Raw genomic sequence first — 19,258 nt, forward strand, 5'->3', positions numbered from 1 at the left:
CCAAAGCACTTAACGCAATATTAAGAGTGGAATATGCTAAAGATTGTTAAAAGGATTTTATCAATTAGATTCTACGAATTTTTTGAGGCTCTCAGCATTTCCCTTTTTCCGGGAGGTCCTGGCAACCGCTCTACTGTAAAACCAACAGCTTCCATATTCCGGCGTACGCTTCCTTTTGCTGAATAGGTAACTAACATACCCTTCTCTTTAAGTGAATCGTACATTATTTTTAATATTTCTAAGGTCCACAATTCAGGTTGGACCCGTGCTCCAAAAGCATCAAAATAGATAAGATGAAATGCTTTTTTATCTTCTATTTTAGAAAAAAATTGTTTTCGTTTTAGCAGCTGAAAATTTGGAACAATCGTGGTTTTTCGTTCCCACTCTGCAGAATGAAGCTTTTGAAAATCATTTTCTGAAACTTCTAAAACCTCAGCATAGTTTAACGCCTCCAATTCTTTAACCTCAATTGGATATGCTTCCACTCCAGTATATTCTACTTGTAGTTGTTTGTTTTTGGATTCTATAACAGTTAAAAAAGCATTTAACCCAGTGCCAAAACCAATTTCGAGAATAGAAAGTGTATTGGGGGTGTATTTGTCACAGAAATAATGAAGACCTGTTTTTATAAAAACGTGCTGAGCTTCAGCTATTGCTCCATGTTTTGAGTGGTATTGCTCATCCCAATCTGGCAAATGGATCGTTATAGATCCATCGCCAGTTTTAAGGAATGTACGTTTCATTATTATTGCTTTTCTGCAGTTTCTGGCAATAATACTCCGTGTGATAAAAACGCATATGTAAGTTCTGGTTCTGTAATAGCAGCAACTTCTTCTTCGCTTTTACCTGCATCTTCTGCAAAGTGTTTTAAATCTTCTACGCTCGTCTTTTCAACATATGCTTTTCCAGCAACAATAACTTCATCGGTAGCGATATCTTTTGGCATAAAGAAATCGTAGTCTTTAAATTTTACAAAAGCTTCGTCTTCATCACCGATATCTAGGCGCATCCAACATCCCTTTTTCTGACAAACCGAATTCACTTTTGACCGAAATTTCACTTCTGCCGTATCACCAACTTTCATGGCTTCAAATTTTTCTTTCATTTCGGCAGCTGTCATAACATTATTGTCGTTTATTTTTTCACCAAAAGATTGATAAGCCATTTCTTTTGAAGTTTCAGTAACTTCACCTACTGTTGTCATCTCGTTTTCAACGTCTTCACTTTTTTTGTTCTCATTACAACTTATAGCTATAAATAGGAAGGTAATGGCAAATAGTATATTTTTCATGATATTTTTTTCAGAAATTAATCGTATATTATAATTCTACAATTTTAAGGAATTTTTACATTTTTTTTAGAGTATTTTTTAATTAATTTTGACAGCTAAACAACGTATTCCATGAGTCTTACCGCAAATGAGCATATTTCAATCGAAAAAATCAAAAAATCAAAAATAGATCAAGTAGATTTTGATAAATTGACCTTTGGCAAGAATTTTACAGATTATATGTTTGAGTGTGACTACAAAGATGGTAAATGGCAAAACCCTACTATTAAACCTTATGGCAATTTAACTTTATCGCCTGCTACAAAGGTTTTTCATTATGGCCAAGCTGTTTTTGAAGGAATGAAAGCTTATAAAGATGATAATGGCGAAGTGTTCTTATTTCGTCCTGAAGAGAACTTTGAGCGTATAAATAAATCGTCAAAACGGATGGCGATTCCTGAATTTCCTAGGGAGTTCTTTTTTGAAGCATTACACACACTTTTACAGCTTGATAAAGATTGGGTACAGCCAGGCGATGGAAATTCACTTTACATACGCCCATTTGCTATGGCTACTGAAGTTGGTGTTTCGGCAGCCCCTTCAGATGAATATAAATTCATGATTCTTATGGCACCTGCCCAGGCCTATTATACAGGCGATGTGCGGGTTGTAATCGCTGAAAAATTTAGTCGTTCTGCAGATGGCGGGGTTGGTTATGCCAAAGCAGCTGGAAATTACGGCGCACAATTTTATCCTACTAATTTAGCTCGTGAAAAAGGTTTTCAACAAATAATATGGACCGACTCTAATGAGCATAAGTATTTAGAAGAGGCTGGAACGATGAATGTTTTCTTCAGAATTAAGGACACATTGATTACTGCTCCAATTAGTGATAGAATTTTAGACGGCGTAACAAGGAAGAGTGTTTTAAAGCTAGCTGAACGTGCTGGAATAAAAACTGAAATTAGACGTATACAAGTTTCAGAACTAGTTGAGGCTGCAAAAAATAATGAGTTAATGGAAATATTTGGAGCTGGAACTGCTGCGGTAATTAGCCCAGTAAGCGCTTTTAGCTACAAAGAAGAAGTGTACGATATTCCTAAAACAAACGATGGGTACGCTGTTCGATTTAAAAAAGAATTAATGGATATTCAGCAAAACAGAGCAGAAGATCCTTTTGGGTGGAGATATCCTTTAGCTTAATAAGCTAACTTTATAAAATTAAAAGCCGAAAGAAAACTTCTTTCGGCTTTTTTTATTTGTCTAAAATAGATTGAATGTCTGGTTTAAAATAATTAGGACCTTTTAAAACCTTCCCATCTTCTCTATAGATTGGATTTCCATCTGCACCTAATTTACTCATATTACTTCTTTGTATTTCACTAAACACCTCTTCTATTTTATGCTGCATGCCGTGTTCAATTATTGTTCCACACAGTATGTAGAGCATATCACCAAGGGCATCGGCTACTTCTACTAAATCATTATCGTTGGCAGCTTCTAGATACTCTTCATTTTCCTCCCGCATTAATTTATAACGCAATAGGTTTTTTTCCTTTCCTAAGGTGGCTGTTGGGGTTTCTTTTCTTCCTAAGCCAAAAGCCTCATGAAATTCAGCAACAGCAGCAATTTTATTCTTCATAATATGTAGTTTAATTGTATTTTTGCAAACGTAAAATTACACATTTATGTTTAGTACCGGTCAATGGATTTTTGCTGCTATTTTTGCTTTCGCTTTTATAGGTATTATTCTTTTTAGTTATCGAAAAGATAAAAAGCTTCATAAAAAATACTACAAAGGAAGCTTTTGGATCCTTATTGGCTTTATTATTTTCATAGTACTTCTTTTAGCCATTAAAACATATGTGAAAGGCTAAAAAAACCCTTTCTTACTTTATAATTCGGTTAAAAAAAGAACCGATTACTAAGAAAATACCCAAAATCGGGTATTTTAAGTATTGCTCAGGCCTTCTATTTTTGGGCTGTGAATATTTACACAAAATTAACTACACTTCTAGAAGAAGCCAAAGAACACTCGTTTCAGTTAAATACTAATGAAACGATAACCGTTCTAGATGCTTTAAAGCATATTTCAGAAAACAAAAAAATTCTGGATAAGACTATTTACCATGCTTTAGTACTTAAGCAGCAAGGCCCCAAGGTTAAAAATCTTACCCGTAGAGAGTCTCAAATATTTAATTTAGTTGGCAATGGTTTTCGATCTAAAGAAATTGCACTAATGCTTTCTATAAGCCAAGCTACCGTTGGTACTCACAGAAAAAATATAATCAAAAAGTTAAACATAACAGGAAGTAGACAGTTACAAGCCTTGGCCTACAAATACACTGAAAACAAGGCAGTTAATCCTTTTCCTACAAAAAATACCCAATAGTGGGTATTTTGTAACATTCCGTCTTAACTTACTTTTAACAAAAATTATAAACCAAATTTTAATTATGAAAAAAATTACACTTATTCTTTTATGCGTTTTGTGTTGGAGTGCTACTAAAGCACAAGAGACTAGCATGTTACTGCAAGCCCCTGGAGAAACATATGAATATTCTTTAGAAGAATCTTTTACTCAAGATAAGGTGCAAACATTCAAGGAATACTCTTTAGGTGTTATGTTTATGCCTATTCCTTTATTTATAGATGAAATTCAAATTACTCAAGATGGAAATACGCAGAATTTTTCTAATGACGAGAACATCTTTAACGTAGGTATAGGTCTAGTAGTAAATGCAGACTTTAACGAATCTGGACTAGGATTTGGTTCTATGGGTTATTTCTCGATTATTGGCGGAGAAGACATTAGAGCTTATGATGGATTTTTTGCTTTAAAATATGATTTCGCGTTAGGTGATCCTATTGATACAAACTTTGAAATATCTCCATTACTAGGTTTGGGATGGTTGCAGTTTCAAAGAAAAGCGGACGAAGCTAACTACGGAAGCAGTTATTATGTAGCGGGTGGACTGCGATTAACTTGGAAAATTGTTAATGGAGTTTTTGTAGGGGCAGATGCTTTAACAACACCAACACTTTTTGCATTCAATAAAGAAAAATTATTAGGAGTTGATGGTGAAGTGGACGAAGTGAATTTTAAAAACAAAACTCCTGTTACACTAAACATTTCTTTACGTTTCAACATCCTTTAATACACTTATAATTTAAAAAACAATACGATGAAAAAATCATACTTATATATTACATTATTTATATCGCTATTAGGATTGTCTTCTTGTGATGTTGATTCTGAAGCGTCTTTTCTTGAAGATGGTGAAGATTTAGGCTTTACCGGAACAGAGGATGATATTATAGACTTTTTAACAGAAGATGCATATCAAGGATTATTAGACTTAGGAATTAATGTTAATACGGGTAATACTCCTCCAGATGTAGTTGGAAGTTATTTAATAAGCCCTAATGTTTTAAAAGCAACAAATATACCTGACGATGGTTTTGATATTGGTGATGGGTTTTTCGATAAAAGAATTTCATTTTTTTCCCAAAACAATGATGACTTAAGCATTGAATACAGTGGTGCTCAAATTGATCCTGAAGGCAATGTAACTTCTACAGAAACTGGTGCTGAATCTTTTATAACTGGTTCGGGAAACAATTTTACAATAATTATTAGAACAAACGGAGTAAATCAAACCGGATCTGGAAACAATGTTTCAATAACTAATGGCCTTGCTATTTCAGGAACTATATCAGAAGAAGGTATTTTGAATGTAGAATCTGGATTTATAATAATTGAAAAAACTGGTGATACGGAAGATGAATTGATAGATGAAGGAGAAGGAAGATTATTTGAAGACTTCGATGGATTATCAGATCGTCAATAATTTTAAGTTTTAAAAAAAACATATGAAACAGTTTGTTTTCTTTTTTATTTTATTAACCACCTCTCTGTGTCTTGCTCAGCATGGCACAGGGTTGGTGTTTGATGATGAAGCATACGAAGAGATACCGTCAAAACCTAAAAATGTCGCTTTTTTTGATGATCTAGCCGACATATCAAGCGCTTCAATTAAAAAATATGCTCCGGTTGTTAGAAGCCAAGGGGGATATGGCACTTGTACTGGCTGGGCTACAGCTTATTACGGTCGTACCATAGTAGAAGCTAAACAGTTGGGGTTAAAAGACCAAGAAGAAATAAATAAAATAGCCTTCTCCCCTATTTTCACCTATTTAAACGCTGCAACCAAAGAAAACAGTTATAACTGTCAAAAAGGAGCTTCATTAGATCGTGCATTACGTTCATTAATAAATGATGGCTCTCCTTATTTTGAAGATTATAAAGATGCTCAATTTTGTGACGATGCCATTCCAGAAAATGTCTTTGAAAAAGCGAAATCAAATGTTATTAAAGAATACAATCGTGTTATTGTTGGTAGCGAAACAAAGCAAGAAAAAATAGAAAATGTAAAACGGGCCGTTCACAACGGAAATCCTGTGATAATTGGTTTTAAAGTAGAAAAAGCACTACATATAGCCAAAGGAGTTTACGTGCCAGATAATCAATTAACAGGCGGTGGTCATGCCATGTGTGTGGTTGGTTTTGACGATGAAAAATACGGTGGAGCTTTTGAAATTATAAACAGCTGGGGTACAGACTGGGGTAACAATGGATACATATGGGTAAAGTATGATGATTTTGTAACCTACACTCGCTATGCCTTAGAAATTATTCCGAAGCCTAAACCAGTAAACGAATTTAAAACTTTAGCAGGAGAACTACGGATCGAATTAAAAGGCGGACATGCCATGGAAGTTGTTAAAGGTGATGCCACTTTCAAGAAAAGTGTTCTCGGTTGGCAAGATGTGGTTAAAGAAGAAGAAGCCGACGAAAAAACAGTAGGCGATTATAAAACTACTGCTACCTACCCAAAAGAGACCAGATATCGCATGTATGCTAAGGTTAATCAACCAAGTTACGTATATGTATTTGCTGCAGACAGCGCTGGTGAAAATGGTGTACTCTTCCCGCACCAAGAAGGAATCTCTCCATATTTTGATAATACAGAAGCCGAATTGGTAATCCCAGGAGAAAAGTATTTTTTTAGGCTTAATAAGGACGTAGATTCAGATTACACAATCGTTGTCTTTTCACTTGAAAAAATAGACTCTCATAAAGTTAAAGAACAGTTAGACACGCTTGAAGGTGATATGCTTGATAAGCTATATGTAATATTTAATGATAGCCTAATTCCAAAGGAAAACATAGAACTTTCAAAAGACAAAATGAAATTTGATGCAACTTTCAAAAAAGGGACGACAGCAATGATGGTCTTAGATATAAAACGATCTTAAATGAAAAAAATAACTGTCACCTTAATGGTTTGCGCCTTGACTATTTGCTGTAAAGGACAAAAAGAAAGCTTATACAGTTCGCAAGATGTTGTAAAAGAAGCCGAAGATAAAATGGAAAGTATCAATCTAGAAGCAACAGTTGGTACCGCAAAGTTGGATCATGTTCAAAACACTCAAAAAGTAATTATTTATAAAATTGAGGATGTGTTAATTGAAGGGACAACCAATGAATATGGAAAAAAGGCAGTTAAACAAGATAGTTTGATAAATAAAGAAGCAAGTACGTTTCTTACTGAAATTACAAACTCAAACAATTATAACACCACTGAAGATAAAAACATAGCATTTGAACCTGATTATCAATATGAATTATGCGCCGAAAATTGTGAGCTTTCAATTTTATTAGATTCAAAAAATAAAAAGTTAGGATTTATAAATTTAGAAGGTCAAGAAGTAATTAGCGTCCGAGACAGTTTTGTTTCGTTTTTAAAAAAAGAAAAAAAGTAGAAGTGCAATATTAATGTATTGCTCAAATTTTATATAAATTTTTATTATGAAGAAGATACTAGTTTGGGGTTTCATTTTTTTCACAGTAAGCCCTGTATTATCGCAGAAATTTCAAGATGTAGTACAAGCCGATACCGAAGAAGAGGTAGATGAACTTTGTCAAACTGTTGGTTTAGGCTTTATGAGTACGCCAAAAGAAGTAGAAGACATTGTTAATGAAATTGTACAAACAGCAGGAGTAAGCAAAGCAGGTTTTGAGCTTAAAGAATGTTCAAACATTGAAAATGCAGTAGCCAAAATCATTCCTATTGGTGGTGAAGATGTCCGCTATATTATCTATGATAGCGATTGGTTACAGGGGCTTATAAACAGTACTTCTAATGACTGGTCTGGTAAATTTGTTCTTGCTCATGAAATTGGGCATCACCTCAATGGCCATAGTCTTAATAACGGAAGTAGTAATCACGATTATGAACTGCAAGCAGATTACTTTGCTGGACGTGCTCTGGCAAATTTAGGAGCCTCTTTAGAAGAAACATTATTGGTAACAAGTAGGTTACCCGAAAAAGCATCTTCCTCTCACCCCGCAAGAGCAGATAGAGCTCAAAAAGCAGAAGATGGCTGGAAATCAGTGAAGAATAAAGCACTTACTATAAAAGTTAGAAAAGAAGACGTAAACAAAGTAGCTTTAAAATTAGTCGAAATTATAGACAATAAGTTAAAAAACAACTCACTAACCAAGGAAGACTATAGAAAAACCTTAAAACAATTAAGCGTAGCTAGAAATTCATACTATAAAGGCTACACTGAAGACATTCGTTATTTTGAAGCCATTTGTTACGCAGGAGTAGGAGATGATGAAAAAGCAATGGATGCGTATGTTAACTATTTAAGTATAGAGGGATTAGATAAAGAACCAAGAATTAAAGAAATTAGCGAATTATATACACAATCATCCATAAATAATACTGCCTTTTTTGCTAATCCATCGGTAGTATACCATTTAAGTAAATCATTTTATAAAGGTAAAAACTATGATAAGGCAATTACTTTTGGAAATCAATTTTTAACCCGTTCGCAAGACCCTGACAAAAATGGCAATATAATTGAAGTAATTGCAACTAGTGAGTTTGAAAAGATTGAAGAGGGTATTAACGGAATGAGTGTAGAAGAATCTGTAGAAAAAGGTGCTCTTTATATTCAAAATGAAGAATATAGTAAAGCGTTTGAGTTATTATCTAAAGCAGCAGAAAGTAAAAATGCTCAAGCTCAACATCTATTAGGAGATTTATATCTTTCTGGAAGAGGAGTAGATAAAGATGCCCGAAAGGCCTTAAACTGGTACATTACCGCTGCACAACAGGGCTATGTTGAAGCGCAATATATGGCAGCAACTTGTTATTATGAAGGCTATGGTGTGTTTAAAAATATGAAAAACGCACGCTTTTGGTTTAGTAAAGCAGCAGAAGGAAATCACCCAAAAGCAGCAGAAGGTTTAGCTAAAATAGAGGCTGATGAGAATGCAAAAAAATCGACTCCTACCCCGGTTGTAAAAACAGAAACAAGAGAAACAGACGTAGAAACCATTGCAAAGCAAGTAATTAAAGGAGACTCCTATTTTAACCAAAGAATGTACTCAGATGCTTTTGAAATGTACTTAACACCTGCCAATAAGGGTAACGCATATGCACAAGAACGAATAGGATGGCTCTATTATAAAGGTAAAGGCATTCGGAAGAATAAAAATTTGGCAGTAGAGTGGTGGAAAAAATCTGCTAGGCAAGGAAATGTAGATGCTATTAACAACCTAACAAGGTTAGGAGAATGGTAAGCTAACAAAACTTATTTCTTGCAACTTTTAAAAAACATGATTACCAATATAAACTCCAAATTAGGGAGGCGTTTTGATATTTTTATTCAAATACTCATTGTGCTTTCTATGATTGCATTTGCAGTTGAAACAATACCAAACCTTCATCCTAACACAGTACTTTTTTTAAAAGTATTCGACGTTTTTTGTGTCGTGGTTTTTACAATTGAATATATTTTTCGCGTCTATTATGCAGCTTCTAAACTCAAATATATTTTCAGTTTCTATGGACTAATTGACCTATTGGCCATTCTTCCATTTTACATCGCCATTGGGGTAGATCTAAGATCGCTGAGAGCTTTTAGAGTTTTCAGAATTTTCCGAGTTTTAAAACTTGTTCGTTATAATAAAGCCTTAAATCGTTTTAAAACAGCCGCTGTAGAAGCTAAAGAAGAGGTTATTTTGTTTTTATTCATAACTGCTATTTTAATTTATCTGTCTGCTGTTGGCATCTACTATTTTGAACATGATGTACAACCGGAAAAGTTTAAATCGATTTTCCACAGTTTGTGGTGGTCTATATCAACCTTAACAACTGTGGGCTATGGCGATGTCTATCCAGTTACTACTGGAGGTAAATTATTTACTTTCTGTATTTTAATTGTTGGTTTGGGTATTGTAACCGTGCCGGCAGGTATTGTTGCTGCTGCTCTTTCAAAAGCAACTAAAGCCAGTAAAGAATGAGGAAGAACATTAAATTATTAATGAAGGATGCCGGCCTATGCCTCCTATTTTCAGTTATTATTTTATATCTTATTTCTTTTCTAATTGTTAACCTTTCTATATTCAATCCATTTACAAATGCTTTTAAAGATTTTAGCTTTTTAGATCTTTATTATTCACAAGAAATGTTCGAGAAAAAACCTGTTAAAGACATTGTCGTGGTTAATATAGAACATAAAGACAGGTTTGAAATACAACAATTAATAGAACATATAAAAAAACAAGATTCTAAGGTTATAGGGCTCGATATCGTATTTAAAGACAGAAAAGACAATTTCTTAGATTCTTTATTGGGAGAAAGCTTACAGTCTGAAAACATCATTCTTTCCAAAGCATTTTTAGGTGACACTTGGGCGTACAATGCAGCTCCTTTTAAGAAAAATCACGAACTCGTTGGGTACTCCAATTTAAATTTCAATTTAAAAACAGATGTTATCAGGGAGTTTGAAGGCTATCAAGACCTTAGTGATACTACACAAACATCTTTTTCTACATTAGTTTCAAAAAAATATGTAGGTGAAAAATGGGAAGCTGAAAATATGAAAAGCAAACTTTCAAAACCTATTCCCATAAATTACAGCGGGACAACGGATCAATTTTTTACGTTCTCCTATCAAGAATTTATGGAAACTGAAACACACCCTTTTGTAAAAGATAAAATTGTTTTGGTTGGTTACGTTGGTACACCGCACACTAGTGTTTATGATATTGAAGACAAGTTTTTCACTCCTTTAAATACTAAAACAGCTGGGAAAAGTCCGCCAGATATGTTTGGAGTACTTATACATGCCAATATTATTGCGATGCTTATTAACAAAGACTTTATTAAAGTGATTCCTCAATGGATTATTCTTTTAATAACAGTAATTATCACTTATACAGCATTGTTATATTTTATGTATGCAAGTACAAAAAAACCTGTTAGTTATATGCTTAATAAAAAAGTTGTTCAGCTTCTATTTACCGTTTTTTTATTATGGTTTTCGTTGTGGTTATATAAAAATAAAATACTCTTTAAACCAGAATTGATTATAGCTGTATTAGTGTTAAGTGTTGAATTTATTGGATTATATAAGATTTTGATTTTTAAATTAAATAGAAAATACAAATGGAAAAGCTACTTTTTTCAAGAGTAATATATATACTCTTTTTTACATCACTTACAATTCAAGCACAAGAATATGTGGTTTATAAAACAAAAGGAACACCTATTAATAAAGTTGAAAACACCACCAAATCCCTTAAAAAAGGAACGCTGGTCAACAACGGCGCTATAGAAATTTCACAAGAAAATATGGCTCTTTTTATTGATAAAGCTGGAGCTTTATATGAACTTGCCGATGCTGGGAGTTATAAAATTTCAGAAATTAAAAGCCATCCAAAACCTATTGACGATGGTGCCTTTTCAAAAAAATATTTCACCTATGTGTGGAAACAATTAAAAGGAGCTGAAAATACTAAACAACATACTGGTAATGTCTATAGGGATAATTTATTAGATATTTTAGTAACCCCAAAAGATAGTATTCGTGTTTTTAGCAATGACGTTACTTTTTCTTGGGATGAAAAAAATCCCAGTGCTTATTATTATTTTTTCTTACGAAACAATACATTAAATACCCTATCAAAAATAGGTGTTCACGGTAACTCCATCACATTATTTGTCGATGATGTACTTCTTACCAAGGGTAATTCATTTTCTTGGGGCGTATCGCAAGAAGAGTTTCCTAATTTCACACAAATCAAGTTTAATACCTTTAAGTATCTTACAACAGCAGACTATGAAAGAGAAAAGGAAGAAATCGAAAATCTTTCAGGAAACCTATCAAGGTTAGGGCTATCTCAAGAAGAAATTGACAAAGAGCTATGCCAATTTTACAATTTATGTAATTAGTACTAAGAAGGAAAAATATACCCGAAATTGGGTATTTTATCTACTTCAAAAACAGCCTACCTTTGATGTGACTACTAACTAATCAGATTTTGTTTCATATTTGAATGTAAAAAACCTCCCGAAAATATTCGGGAGGTTTTTGATTTAAATAGAATCCATTAATTTAGTTTTCTACCGGCAAATTTCCGTAGTTTTTAGAATACATCAACATTTGCTCTTCAAAAGAAGCGGGTTGCTCAATAGTAAAGCCTTCTATTTCATCCTCATCGTTCATCTTCGGAACAATTACTGGATTTACAAAACCGCTGTAAGGAGGTGATTTAAATTGACTATTTCTATCAATTACTTGCTTATGAAGTTCTTGGTCTACTTTTACACCGTAATCTTCAACAAGTGCTTTAGCAGCTTCATAATCCCCTTCTGAAGTGATACGTTGTGTTTCACGCAATAATTCACCGAAAATTTCACGTAATTTACTGTAGTCCTTGATGTCGTAATACGTTTTTCCGTCACGAGTTACTTTTTCGATAACACCTTCTTCTTGTCCTCCTTCAAAAGCCCAAGCACTCACCCATTGGCGGTTACGCATATGTGCTTCTTCTACGTCATCTCCTAACTCTAAACGAACTAATTGCCCTACTAAACCATTACGAATATAACCATCGTAAGCAGCTTTTCCAGTTTTTTCCCAGTCTTCAACAAGGCCTAGTTCTTGTAATTTTGGATCCATTAAGTAGTACAATCCAAAAAGATCGGCACGACCTTCTTCAATAGTAGATTTATAACTTTTCAATGTCTCTTTAGGTGTACCTACACCTGGATTAATCTGTCCAGAAGCGTGCCCTACAACTTCGTGTAGTGCTGTATGTAGTTTATCTGCATTTTTTCCGTATTCTTCTTCAAGAGCTATCTCTTCTTCATCATGAGCAAACTCTTGTAAACGGCCACTTCCGCCTGCATTATTATATGCATTGATTATATTTCCTAAAGAAACAGACTTACTTCCGTGAGCTTGTCTAATCCAGTTGTTGTTTGGTAAATTAACTCCAATTGGGGTGCTTGGGGAAGCATCTCCTGCTTCTCCTGCAACAATCACTGTTTTATATGAAACTCCTTTTACACTGTCCTTTTTATGTTCTTTCATTAAAGGTGAGTTGTCTTCAAACCACTGTGCTTCTTGTGAAAGTACAGCCATTTTTTTAGACATATCGAAGTCTTTAATCTGTATAATATTTTCATATGAGCCCTTATACCCTTTAGGATCGTTATACACTTCAATAAAGCCATTAATCCAGTCGATATCCCCTTCGGTAGAATTTACCCAAGCAACAGCATAGTCATCCCAAGTATCTAGGCTTCCTGTTTTGTAATACTCAATTAATAAACCTAAAGCTTTTGCTTGATTTTCATCTTCAGCAACACCTTTTGCCTTTTCTAGCCATTCAATAATCTTATCGATAGCAGCACCATACATTCCGCCACTTTTATAAGTTTTCTCTACTAGCTTTCCATTTTCTTTTACAAGCTTAGAATTTAAGCCTACTTCTATAGGCTCTTCCTTATTTACCTCAATAGAGCTGTAGTATTTTTCTACATCTGCAGTAGTAACATCTGGTCCATAAAAGTTAATAGCACTTTCTTTTACTATATCTGCATCCTTACTTAAGTTTACTTTTTTAGAGTCCTCATCATTAAATAAGACTTCAAGAGCTTCACCTGTAAGTTCAGAGTTAGTATTATCTAATAACGTTTGAAGATACTCTTTACTAAAGTCAGGCTTCATTTTTGCCGTACTGTAATGGTGGTGAATTCCGTTAGAAAACCAAACTCTCTTTAGATACGTCTCAAAATTTTTCCAGTCATCTGTAGTTTTATCCCCTTCGTACGAAGTATAGATATTTTCAAAGGCTTTTCTAATTTTAAGGTTGTGACGGTAGTTTTGGTCCCACATAATGTCACGTCCTTCCAAGCCAGCTTGTGTAAGATAGTACACTAATTTCTGCTCCTTTAAAGAAAGGTCTTCCCATCCAGGAATTTGGTAACGCAGTACTTTAATATCACCAAAGGTATCTACCTGATATTTAAAGTCATCGGTTTTCACTTCAGCAATGTCTTGTTCAGGTTTATCTTTTTTCTCTTCAGCACAAGAAAAAAACAAAAACCCGCTCATAGCAGCAGCTATAATAAAAGTATTCTTCATTTTGTTGATTTTTAGATTTCAACAAATGTAGCAAATTCATTTTACTCAAAGAAGGTTTATAAACTATGCTATTATGTTAAAATGATTATCTTTATGGATTATAACCAACAAACTTCTTTTCATGAAAATTTTAAAATACCTCTTTTTCTTACTTTTAATTGTCATAATTGGCGGAGCTATCTATTTTGCTACCAAAGATGGTAGTTTTAATGTTGCTGAAACAAAAGTAATAAATGCTCCTGCTGAAGTTGTTTATAATAATGTGAAAGACTTTAAAAGTTGGTCACAATGGGGACCTTGGATGGAAGAAGATGAGAATATGAAAATTGATTATGCCGAAAAAACAGAAGGTGAAGGAGCTTCTTATTCTTGGACAAGCGAAGCAGTAGGTGATGGTTCTATGAAAACAGTAAAAGTAATACCCAACAAAGAAATTAACCAAGAGATTGTTTTCAATACACCAATAGGTGACAGTAAGAGTGATGTGTATTGGTATTTTGAAGAAACTGAGAATGACGGACAGACCAAAGTAACTTGGGGTATGAAAGGTGAGCAATCGTTTATGGAAAAAGTATTTATGTCATTTCAAGAAGACGATATGGAGACCGGTTTGTCAAAAATGTTTGCAAACGGGTTGAACAATCTTGAAGAAGTAGTTGAAGAAAGCATGAAACAATACACTATTAATGTTGATGGTCTTACCCTTTATAGTGGTGGATACTATATGTACAATACTACAGCAGCTAAACAGAGTGAAATTGGGGATAAAATGGGGCCAATGTTAGGTCAAGTTATGGGATATATGCAACAAAACAACATACGGTCTTCTGGGATGCCTTTCACTATTTACAATAATATAGATGAAGCAAATGGAGCCGTAATTTTTTCAGCTGCTATTCCTATAAAAGATAGAGTTATCACACCAGAGGGCAGTCCTGTTTTAACAGGCTTTATGGAAACTACTACCGCTGTTAAAACTACCCTAAAGGGAAACTACGATAACTTGCCCGAAGCTTATGAAACAGCAAAAAAGTATATAGCAGAAAACAATTTGGAAATAGACACCTATTCCAATATGTTTGAAGTCTATGCAACAGATCCAGGGGAAGTTCCTAATCCATCAAATTGGATTACAGAAATTTACATTCCCGTGCTTCAATCAGAAGAAGATTTTTAAATGAAACAACTATTATTGGTATTTATTGGTGGTGGCTTAGGTAGTTCACTACGCTACTGGATAAGTAAATACTTAAATAGCGTAGAAACGGGTATTCCTTACGGCACATTTGCCGCAAATATTATAGGTAGCTTTATTATAGGGATTGTATTAGGTTTAGCTTTAAAGAATAACTCTGTTTCTCAAAACACTGTTTTATTAGTCGCCACAGGTTTCTGTGGTGGTTTTACTACCTTTTCTACCTTTGCTTACGAAAATCACATCTTTTTAAAATCGGGTGATTTTCTAAGTTTTGCACTTTACACATTAGGAAGTTTTGTAATTGGTTTTGCTGCCGTTTTTTTAGGAATGTACTTAGTTAAATTTATTTAGTGCTTTCCAAAATTTTTCACCCCTGCTTCTATTCTAACCAATAAATCGTTTTCTTTAGGCGGAATTGGGCACGAATACCGCGAGTTATAAGCGCAATATGGATTGTACGCTTTATTGAAGTCTAAAACGATGGTATCTCCCTCAGGAATTCTAGCGTCTAGAAATCTTCCTCCACCATACGAGCCGTCTCCACTTGTTAAGTCTGTAAACGGTAAAAAAAGATAGTTTTCATAACCTGATTCTTCGTAGGGTTCTGTGCTTTTATATAAATTTAGTTTAAAATTTTTTCCTTCTAAAGTAAAATGAGCTTCTCCATATTTCACGTATTCTGGTAAACGCTCTGTCGTAGTTGGCATTAAAAAAGGTTCTTCATTAGGTGTTCTTATAAGTTTAGCTTCGACTCTATATTTCAAATCAACTGGATAAAACGCTAATTGTTCAAAATCTTTAAAATCTTTTTCGGTTAAAATGGTGGTTTCAGCAGTACTAAATTTTTCATTTTCTGAAGCATGATAGGTTTCAATTTCCTGAATAATTTCTTCATTAGTTTGTGCTAAGGAGAAGAAAGAAATTAATAATATTATCGAGGTAAAAAGATATTTCATACTAAAATTTTAACTCAATATACAAATCATTTTAATAGATACGTATTGCATTATATTTCAGAAATGCCCCTTACATGTAAATTGAATTCATTTTTTTACTACTTTTGAATAATCAATTAAACAAAAAATGAAAAAACGCACCTATAATTCTGTTAAACAATCTGTGGTGATTAGCCATAGAAACGGGATATGTATGTGTTGAGTTATGTAAACATAAATTAAATCAATATAAAAACGTCCCGGAACTTTCCGGGACGTTTTATTTTTATACAAATCAAAATGAAAAAACTATACACCAATTACATCAATAACTTTCGGGGCTTGTCACCTGAAATCTGGTTACTTTCACTGGTTACGTTTATTAACCGAGTTGGAGCGATGGTAATTCCTTTTCTTTCATTGTATTTAGTAAATGCAAAAGGGTTTACATTGCCGCAAGTAGGGTGGATTATGACTTCCTTTGGTGTAGGTTCTTTAGTCGGAACTTGGATTGGTGGTAGATTGACCGATACCATAGGTTTTTACAAAGTAATTGTTTCCAGCTTATTTTTAGGAGGTATAGGATTTGTTTTTCTACAGTTTGTAGATACATTTTATGGGTTTTGTTTCGGAATTTTCACCCTCATTTTGGTAGCCGATGCGTACCGCCCAGCCATTTTTGTAGCATGTGAAGTATATAGTAAGCCTGGCAATGTAACTAGAAGCATAACACTAATTAGATTAGCTATTAATCTTGGTTTTTCAATAGGCCCATTAATTGGTGGAATTATAATAGCTACAATTAGCTATACTTCTCTATTTTGGATTGATGGCCTTACTTGCGTAATAGCTTCTATTGGTCTATTTATCCTCTTAAAGCCTAAAAAATCTAAAGAAAATGAAACCGAAAAAGTAGTAAAAAAGGAGGGAGTTCCTCCATACTTAAATGGACTTTTCATTCTATTTTTTATCATCATGGTAGCAAATAGCATCTGTTTTGTACAATATTTTTCAGTTATGCCCTTGTATTATGAGAAGGCACACTTTTTAAGTGAGGATCTCATTGGATGGTTATTTTTCATAAACGGGGCATTGATTGTAATTTTTGAAATGCCTTTAATAACTTGGTTAGAACGAAAAAAAATGTCGAAAACCATGGCTACATTTTGGGGCGTCTTCTTTTTGGCAATAAGTTTTATTGTTTTAAATATAAGCTATTGGAGTGGTGTATTATTAATAGGAATGGTATTAATGACGTTTGGAGAAATGATAGGTTCACCGTTCTCAAATGCTCTAGCACTTGAGATGGCTCCAAAAGGAAGAAAAGGAAGCTATATGGGGCTATACAGTATGAGCTTTTCAATTTCTCATATTGTTGGTCATAATGCAGGGATGAATCTTGTAGATGGTCTAGGATTCAGCCTTACTTGGTATACAATGTTTGTTTTCCTTGTGGTAATATGCTTAGCCGTATGGTGGTTACACAAATTGATGAATAAATCAAGTAGCGTAACTCCTACAAAGACAGTAACTATAGAAAAGGAGGTTATTTCGTAATAATCAATTAATGGTTATTACTGAAGTTTCTTGATCCAGAATCGCTTTTCACCTTTTTAGCTTCAACTTGCTTTTTAAATTTTCTATTTTTTCGAGTAATAAGCACTGAATCTAAACAGGAAATAAACAACCCAATACCAGAAACCAAACAAATAAATCGAACTACAGAACCTCCAATAAATTCAAGGCCTGAAAATCCGATAATAGCTGTAATAATAGTAAGTATTAAAAAGTGAAGTGTATAATTTTTCATAATTTGTAGTAGTTGATTCGTTACAAATTTAGAATACGACACTTCACTTTTGTATTAATAATACCTTAATTGATATAACTTTAACTGAATTAAAATGAAACGTTAAGCTTTCTTAATTTCATTATTTTTAACTACATGAGACAACACTATTTGGGTTTTAGTTTCGCCATACACAATCAATTGGTCAATGAACGCCTCTAAATGTTTTTGATTTCGTAAAGCTACTTCCATCACGATGTTTTCATTACCAGTTATTCGGTAACAGTTTAAAACCTCATCATATGTTTTTACTTTTTCTAAAAAGGGTTTTAATTTCCCCATAAAAGCCCGTAGTGTTATAATGGCCTTTAATTGATAGCCAGCTTCAAATGGAGAAACAACGGTGTGATATCCATGAATTACACCTGCATCCTCCATTTTTTTTATCCGCTCAGAAACTGCTGGTGAGCTCATACCAATTTGTCTTCCTATTTCGGCACTGGACAGTCTTGCGTTTTTTTGTAAATGCTTTAAAATCTTCCAATTTAAGTCATCAATCATTTTTAAAGTTTATTTTTAAAATACGTTAAATATTAATTCAAATATAACAAAACACCTTAATTTCAACTGACAACTAATCGTTTTTCTTAGTAAATTTGGGTTTCAGTATTTAAATATTAATAATAGCTATAATGGCAACACCTCTTCCAAATAAATTTCCACAGACAGCCCTTTATAAAAAGGCTGAGGAAATTTTTGCTTTATCACGAAGAGTTTCAGAATATCTGGTACACGATTTAGCTAGTTTGAAAGAAGATGGAACAGAAGATCCGCACGTTTATTTTACAGGGGATATTGTACAACAATCTACAAACTTAGCTCCTGAAATATTAAAAGCTGAAAACCAACTTTTTTCTGAAGCAAAACACAAACACGCTGCTTCGGTAGCTCGATTGACCAATTTACTTTACAAAAATTGTGAACGATTAGAACATTCCAACAGCAACGGGAAAGAGTTTTTAAACCTGTTAAGGCACGAGCTTAAAAAGTTTAGAAAACTACAGCGCACTTGGATGCTGACCTTGTAAACATCAAACCTGCATTCTTGCATCAAGACCTAAGCGTTTTTCTTTTGAAAATTTAATTTCAGTAAATTTGGGATGCCTTGGATTAACAAGAATGTTATACTCAAAAGGTAAAACAGCTGAAGGCACAGCTATAGCAAGCTGTTCTGATTTTTCCAACCAGTACGAGCCATAATCTTGTGTTTGAGACAAAGGAGGGTTGTTTCGCCAATTAGTGGTAACCTTTTCAATATCTTTCAGAAAAAAAATATCCTTTTCTGAAATTTCGGCCTCAATAAAATAATATTCATCGGTAAAATATTGGTAGTCCATATGTACCAAAACCTCCAAAACACACAGTGACAAGTGTTCAGAACTGTAGAGCATAGCATCGCCAACCTTGTTCCAACGCCCACCATAAAGCCGAGCACCTTCCCCACTAACATCATTTATAAACTTCTTTTTTGCTATTCTATAAAGCTTCAAAAT

At 33.8% G+C, this 19,258-nt stretch carries 22 protein-coding genes; 14 read left to right on the plus strand and 8 right to left on the minus strand.

Annotated features, from left to right (window positions below; translation table 11 throughout):
• Window positions 1-71: 71 nt before the first annotated feature.
• Both mnmD and AACZ92_RS09270 read right to left on the minus strand, forming a co-directional pair.
• The gene (gene mnmD / locus AACZ92_RS09265; protein WP_339700161.1) at window positions 72-743 is read right to left on the minus strand and encodes a tRNA (5-methylaminomethyl-2-thiouridine)(34)-methyltransferase MnmD; all 672 of its coding nucleotides are present in this window, start codon (window positions 741-743) and stop codon (window positions 72-74) included.
• A 2-nt stretch (window positions 744-745) separates the two neighbouring features.
• Window positions 746-1,291, minus strand: a complete 546-nt coding sequence (locus tag AACZ92_RS09270) for a DUF4920 domain-containing protein (protein WP_339700164.1) — start codon at window positions 1,289-1,291, stop codon at window positions 746-748.
• 111 nt (window positions 1,292-1,402) lie between these two features.
• Here AACZ92_RS09270 and AACZ92_RS09275 point away from each other — a divergent pair, with 111 nt between their 5' ends.
• Complete coding sequence (locus tag AACZ92_RS09275; protein WP_339700167.1) at window positions 1,403-2,473, plus strand: branched-chain amino acid aminotransferase; 1,071 nt, start codon at window positions 1,403-1,405, stop codon at window positions 2,471-2,473.
• A gap of 52 nt (window positions 2,474-2,525) precedes the next feature.
• Here the strand turns inward: AACZ92_RS09275 and AACZ92_RS09280 are convergent, their stop codons facing one another.
• Window positions 2,526-2,912: a nucleoside triphosphate pyrophosphohydrolase family protein gene (locus AACZ92_RS09280; RefSeq protein ID WP_339700170.1), complete on the minus strand. Its 387-nt coding sequence runs from the start codon at window positions 2,910-2,912 to the stop codon at window positions 2,526-2,528.
• Between the two features lie 342 nt (window positions 2,913-3,254).
• Between AACZ92_RS09280 and AACZ92_RS09285 the strand changes: the two genes are divergently transcribed.
• From AACZ92_RS09285 to AACZ92_RS09325, 9 genes are all read left to right on the plus strand, one after another.
• Window positions 3,255-3,662 (plus strand): LuxR C-terminal-related transcriptional regulator, encoded by a 408-nt coding sequence (locus AACZ92_RS09285; protein ID WP_339700173.1) that lies wholly within the window; start codon window positions 3,255-3,257, stop codon window positions 3,660-3,662.
• Between the two features lie 64 nt (window positions 3,663-3,726).
• The gene (locus AACZ92_RS09290) at window positions 3,727-4,428 is read left to right on the plus strand and encodes a hypothetical protein (RefSeq protein WP_339700176.1); all 702 of its coding nucleotides are present in this window, start codon (window positions 3,727-3,729) and stop codon (window positions 4,426-4,428) included.
• Between the two features lie 27 nt (window positions 4,429-4,455).
• A complete protein-coding gene (locus AACZ92_RS09295) occupies window positions 4,456-5,121 on the plus strand; it encodes a hypothetical protein (RefSeq protein WP_339700179.1) in 666 nt (221 codons plus the stop codon).
• A 22-nt stretch (window positions 5,122-5,143) separates the two neighbouring features.
• Entirely contained in the window at window positions 5,144-6,589 is a 1,446-nt protein-coding gene (locus tag AACZ92_RS09300) for a C1 family peptidase (protein ID WP_339700182.1), read from the plus strand.
• Window positions 6,590-7,096: a hypothetical protein gene (locus AACZ92_RS09305; protein ID WP_339700184.1), complete on the plus strand. Its 507-nt coding sequence runs from the start codon at window positions 6,590-6,592 to the stop codon at window positions 7,094-7,096. It begins immediately after the preceding gene.
• Between the two features lie 46 nt (window positions 7,097-7,142).
• Window positions 7,143-8,927, plus strand: coding sequence for a sel1 repeat family protein (locus AACZ92_RS09310; RefSeq protein WP_339700187.1), 1,785 nt, complete (start codon window positions 7,143-7,145; stop codon window positions 8,925-8,927).
• Between the two features lie 36 nt (window positions 8,928-8,963).
• Window positions 8,964-9,650: an ion transporter gene (locus AACZ92_RS09315; RefSeq protein WP_339700189.1), complete on the plus strand. Its 687-nt coding sequence runs from the start codon at window positions 8,964-8,966 to the stop codon at window positions 9,648-9,650.
• Window positions 9,647-10,825, plus strand: coding sequence for a CHASE2 domain-containing protein (locus AACZ92_RS09320; RefSeq protein ID WP_339700191.1), 1,179 nt, complete (start codon window positions 9,647-9,649; stop codon window positions 10,823-10,825). Before AACZ92_RS09315 ends, AACZ92_RS09320 begins: the two co-directional genes overlap by 4 nt.
• On the plus strand, window positions 10,798-11,583 hold the full coding sequence (locus AACZ92_RS09325; RefSeq protein ID WP_339700194.1) for a hypothetical protein: 786 nt from the start codon (window positions 10,798-10,800) through the stop codon (window positions 11,581-11,583). Before AACZ92_RS09320 ends, AACZ92_RS09325 begins: the two co-directional genes overlap by 28 nt.
• A gap of 163 nt (window positions 11,584-11,746) precedes the next feature.
• Here AACZ92_RS09325 and AACZ92_RS09330 read toward each other — a convergent pair whose 3' ends face one another.
• On the minus strand, window positions 11,747-13,783 hold the full coding sequence (locus tag AACZ92_RS09330; RefSeq protein ID WP_339700197.1) for a dihydrofolate reductase: 2,037 nt from the start codon (window positions 13,781-13,783) through the stop codon (window positions 11,747-11,749).
• Between the two features lie 121 nt (window positions 13,784-13,904).
• Between AACZ92_RS09330 and AACZ92_RS09335 the strand changes: the two genes are divergently transcribed.
• The gene (locus AACZ92_RS09335) at window positions 13,905-14,960 is read left to right on the plus strand and encodes an SRPBCC family protein (RefSeq protein WP_339700200.1); all 1,056 of its coding nucleotides are present in this window, start codon (window positions 13,905-13,907) and stop codon (window positions 14,958-14,960) included.
• Window positions 14,961-15,332 (plus strand): fluoride efflux transporter CrcB, encoded by a 372-nt coding sequence (gene crcB / locus AACZ92_RS09340; protein ID WP_339700203.1) that lies wholly within the window; start codon window positions 14,961-14,963, stop codon window positions 15,330-15,332.
• Here crcB and AACZ92_RS09345 read toward each other — a convergent pair.
• A complete protein-coding gene (locus AACZ92_RS09345; protein ID WP_339700206.1) occupies window positions 15,329-15,937 on the minus strand; it encodes a DUF1684 domain-containing protein in 609 nt (202 codons plus the stop codon). The two genes, crcB and AACZ92_RS09345, sit on opposite strands and share 4 nt — an antisense overlap.
• A gap of 279 nt (window positions 15,938-16,216) precedes the next feature.
• Between AACZ92_RS09345 and AACZ92_RS09350 the strand changes: the two genes are divergently transcribed.
• Window positions 16,217-17,473, plus strand: a complete 1,257-nt coding sequence (locus tag AACZ92_RS09350; protein WP_339700209.1) for an MFS transporter — start codon at window positions 16,217-16,219, stop codon at window positions 17,471-17,473.
• A 7-nt stretch (window positions 17,474-17,480) separates the two neighbouring features.
• Here the strand turns inward: AACZ92_RS09350 and AACZ92_RS09355 are convergent, their stop codons facing one another.
• Entirely contained in the window at window positions 17,481-17,726 is a 246-nt protein-coding gene (locus tag AACZ92_RS09355; RefSeq protein ID WP_339700212.1) for a hypothetical protein, read from the minus strand.
• 102 nt (window positions 17,727-17,828) lie between these two features.
• Window positions 17,829-18,266 (minus strand): Lrp/AsnC family transcriptional regulator, encoded by a 438-nt coding sequence (locus AACZ92_RS09360; RefSeq protein ID WP_117159034.1) that lies wholly within the window; start codon window positions 18,264-18,266, stop codon window positions 17,829-17,831.
• 131 nt (window positions 18,267-18,397) lie between these two features.
• On the opposite strand from AACZ92_RS09360, the gene AACZ92_RS09365 reads away from it, so the two are divergent.
• Window positions 18,398-18,793: a hypothetical protein gene (locus AACZ92_RS09365; protein ID WP_339700217.1), complete on the plus strand. Its 396-nt coding sequence runs from the start codon at window positions 18,398-18,400 to the stop codon at window positions 18,791-18,793.
• A gap of 3 nt (window positions 18,794-18,796) precedes the next feature.
• On the opposite strand, the gene AACZ92_RS09370 is transcribed toward AACZ92_RS09365, so the two are convergent.
• Complete coding sequence (locus AACZ92_RS09370) at window positions 18,797-19,255, minus strand: RES family NAD+ phosphorylase (RefSeq protein ID WP_339700220.1); 459 nt, start codon at window positions 19,253-19,255, stop codon at window positions 18,797-18,799.
• Window positions 19,256-19,258: the final 3 nt, after the last annotated feature.

Origin of the sequence: uncultured Marixanthomonas sp., from assembly GCF_963974425.1 — a bacterium.
GTDB lineage: Bacteria > Bacteroidota > Bacteroidia > Flavobacteriales > Flavobacteriaceae > Marixanthomonas.

What these genes read in the sequence shown, in the direction of transcription:
- mnmD (WP_339700161.1), bottom strand. Translation starts at nt 743, where the DNA reads ATGAAACGTACATTCCTTAAAACTGGCGATGGATCTATAACGATCCAT.
- AACZ92_RS09270 (WP_339700164.1), bottom strand. Translation starts at nt 1,291, where the DNA reads ATGAAAAATATACTATTTGCCATTACCTTCCTATTTATAGCTATAAGT.
- AACZ92_RS09275 (WP_339700167.1), top strand. Translation starts at nt 1,403, where the DNA reads ATGAGTCTTACCGCAAATGAGCATATTTCAATCGAAAAAATCAAAAAA.
- AACZ92_RS09280 (WP_339700170.1), bottom strand. Translation starts at nt 2,912, where the DNA reads ATGAAGAATAAAATTGCTGCTGTTGCTGAATTTCATGAGGCTTTTGGC.
- AACZ92_RS09290 (WP_339700176.1), top strand. Translation starts at nt 3,727, where the DNA reads ATGAAAAAAATTACACTTATTCTTTTATGCGTTTTGTGTTGGAGTGCT.
- AACZ92_RS09295 (WP_339700179.1), top strand. Translation starts at nt 4,456, where the DNA reads ATGAAAAAATCATACTTATATATTACATTATTTATATCGCTATTAGGA.
- AACZ92_RS09300 (WP_339700182.1), top strand. Translation starts at nt 5,144, where the DNA reads ATGAAACAGTTTGTTTTCTTTTTTATTTTATTAACCACCTCTCTGTGT.
- AACZ92_RS09305 (WP_339700184.1), top strand. Translation starts at nt 6,590, where the DNA reads ATGAAAAAAATAACTGTCACCTTAATGGTTTGCGCCTTGACTATTTGC.
- AACZ92_RS09310 (WP_339700187.1), top strand. Translation starts at nt 7,143, where the DNA reads ATGAAGAAGATACTAGTTTGGGGTTTCATTTTTTTCACAGTAAGCCCT.
- AACZ92_RS09315 (WP_339700189.1), top strand. Translation starts at nt 8,964, where the DNA reads ATGATTACCAATATAAACTCCAAATTAGGGAGGCGTTTTGATATTTTT.
- AACZ92_RS09320 (WP_339700191.1), top strand. Translation starts at nt 9,647, where the DNA reads ATGAGGAAGAACATTAAATTATTAATGAAGGATGCCGGCCTATGCCTC.
- AACZ92_RS09325 (WP_339700194.1), top strand. Translation starts at nt 10,798, where the DNA reads ATGGAAAAGCTACTTTTTTCAAGAGTAATATATATACTCTTTTTTACA.
- AACZ92_RS09330 (WP_339700197.1), bottom strand. Translation starts at nt 13,783, where the DNA reads ATGAAGAATACTTTTATTATAGCTGCTGCTATGAGCGGGTTTTTGTTT.
- AACZ92_RS09335 (WP_339700200.1), top strand. Translation starts at nt 13,905, where the DNA reads ATGAAAATTTTAAAATACCTCTTTTTCTTACTTTTAATTGTCATAATT.
- crcB (WP_339700203.1), top strand. Translation starts at nt 14,961, where the DNA reads ATGAAACAACTATTATTGGTATTTATTGGTGGTGGCTTAGGTAGTTCA.
- AACZ92_RS09345 (WP_339700206.1), bottom strand. Translation starts at nt 15,937, where the DNA reads ATGAAATATCTTTTTACCTCGATAATATTATTAATTTCTTTCTTCTCC.
- AACZ92_RS09350 (WP_339700209.1), top strand. Translation starts at nt 16,217, where the DNA reads ATGAAAAAACTATACACCAATTACATCAATAACTTTCGGGGCTTGTCA.
- AACZ92_RS09355 (WP_339700212.1), bottom strand. Translation starts at nt 17,726, where the DNA reads ATGAAAAATTATACACTTCACTTTTTAATACTTACTATTATTACAGCT.
- AACZ92_RS09360 (WP_117159034.1), bottom strand. Translation starts at nt 18,266, where the DNA reads ATGATTGATGACTTAAATTGGAAGATTTTAAAGCATTTACAAAAAAAC.
- AACZ92_RS09365 (WP_339700217.1), top strand. Translation starts at nt 18,398, where the DNA reads ATGGCAACACCTCTTCCAAATAAATTTCCACAGACAGCCCTTTATAAA.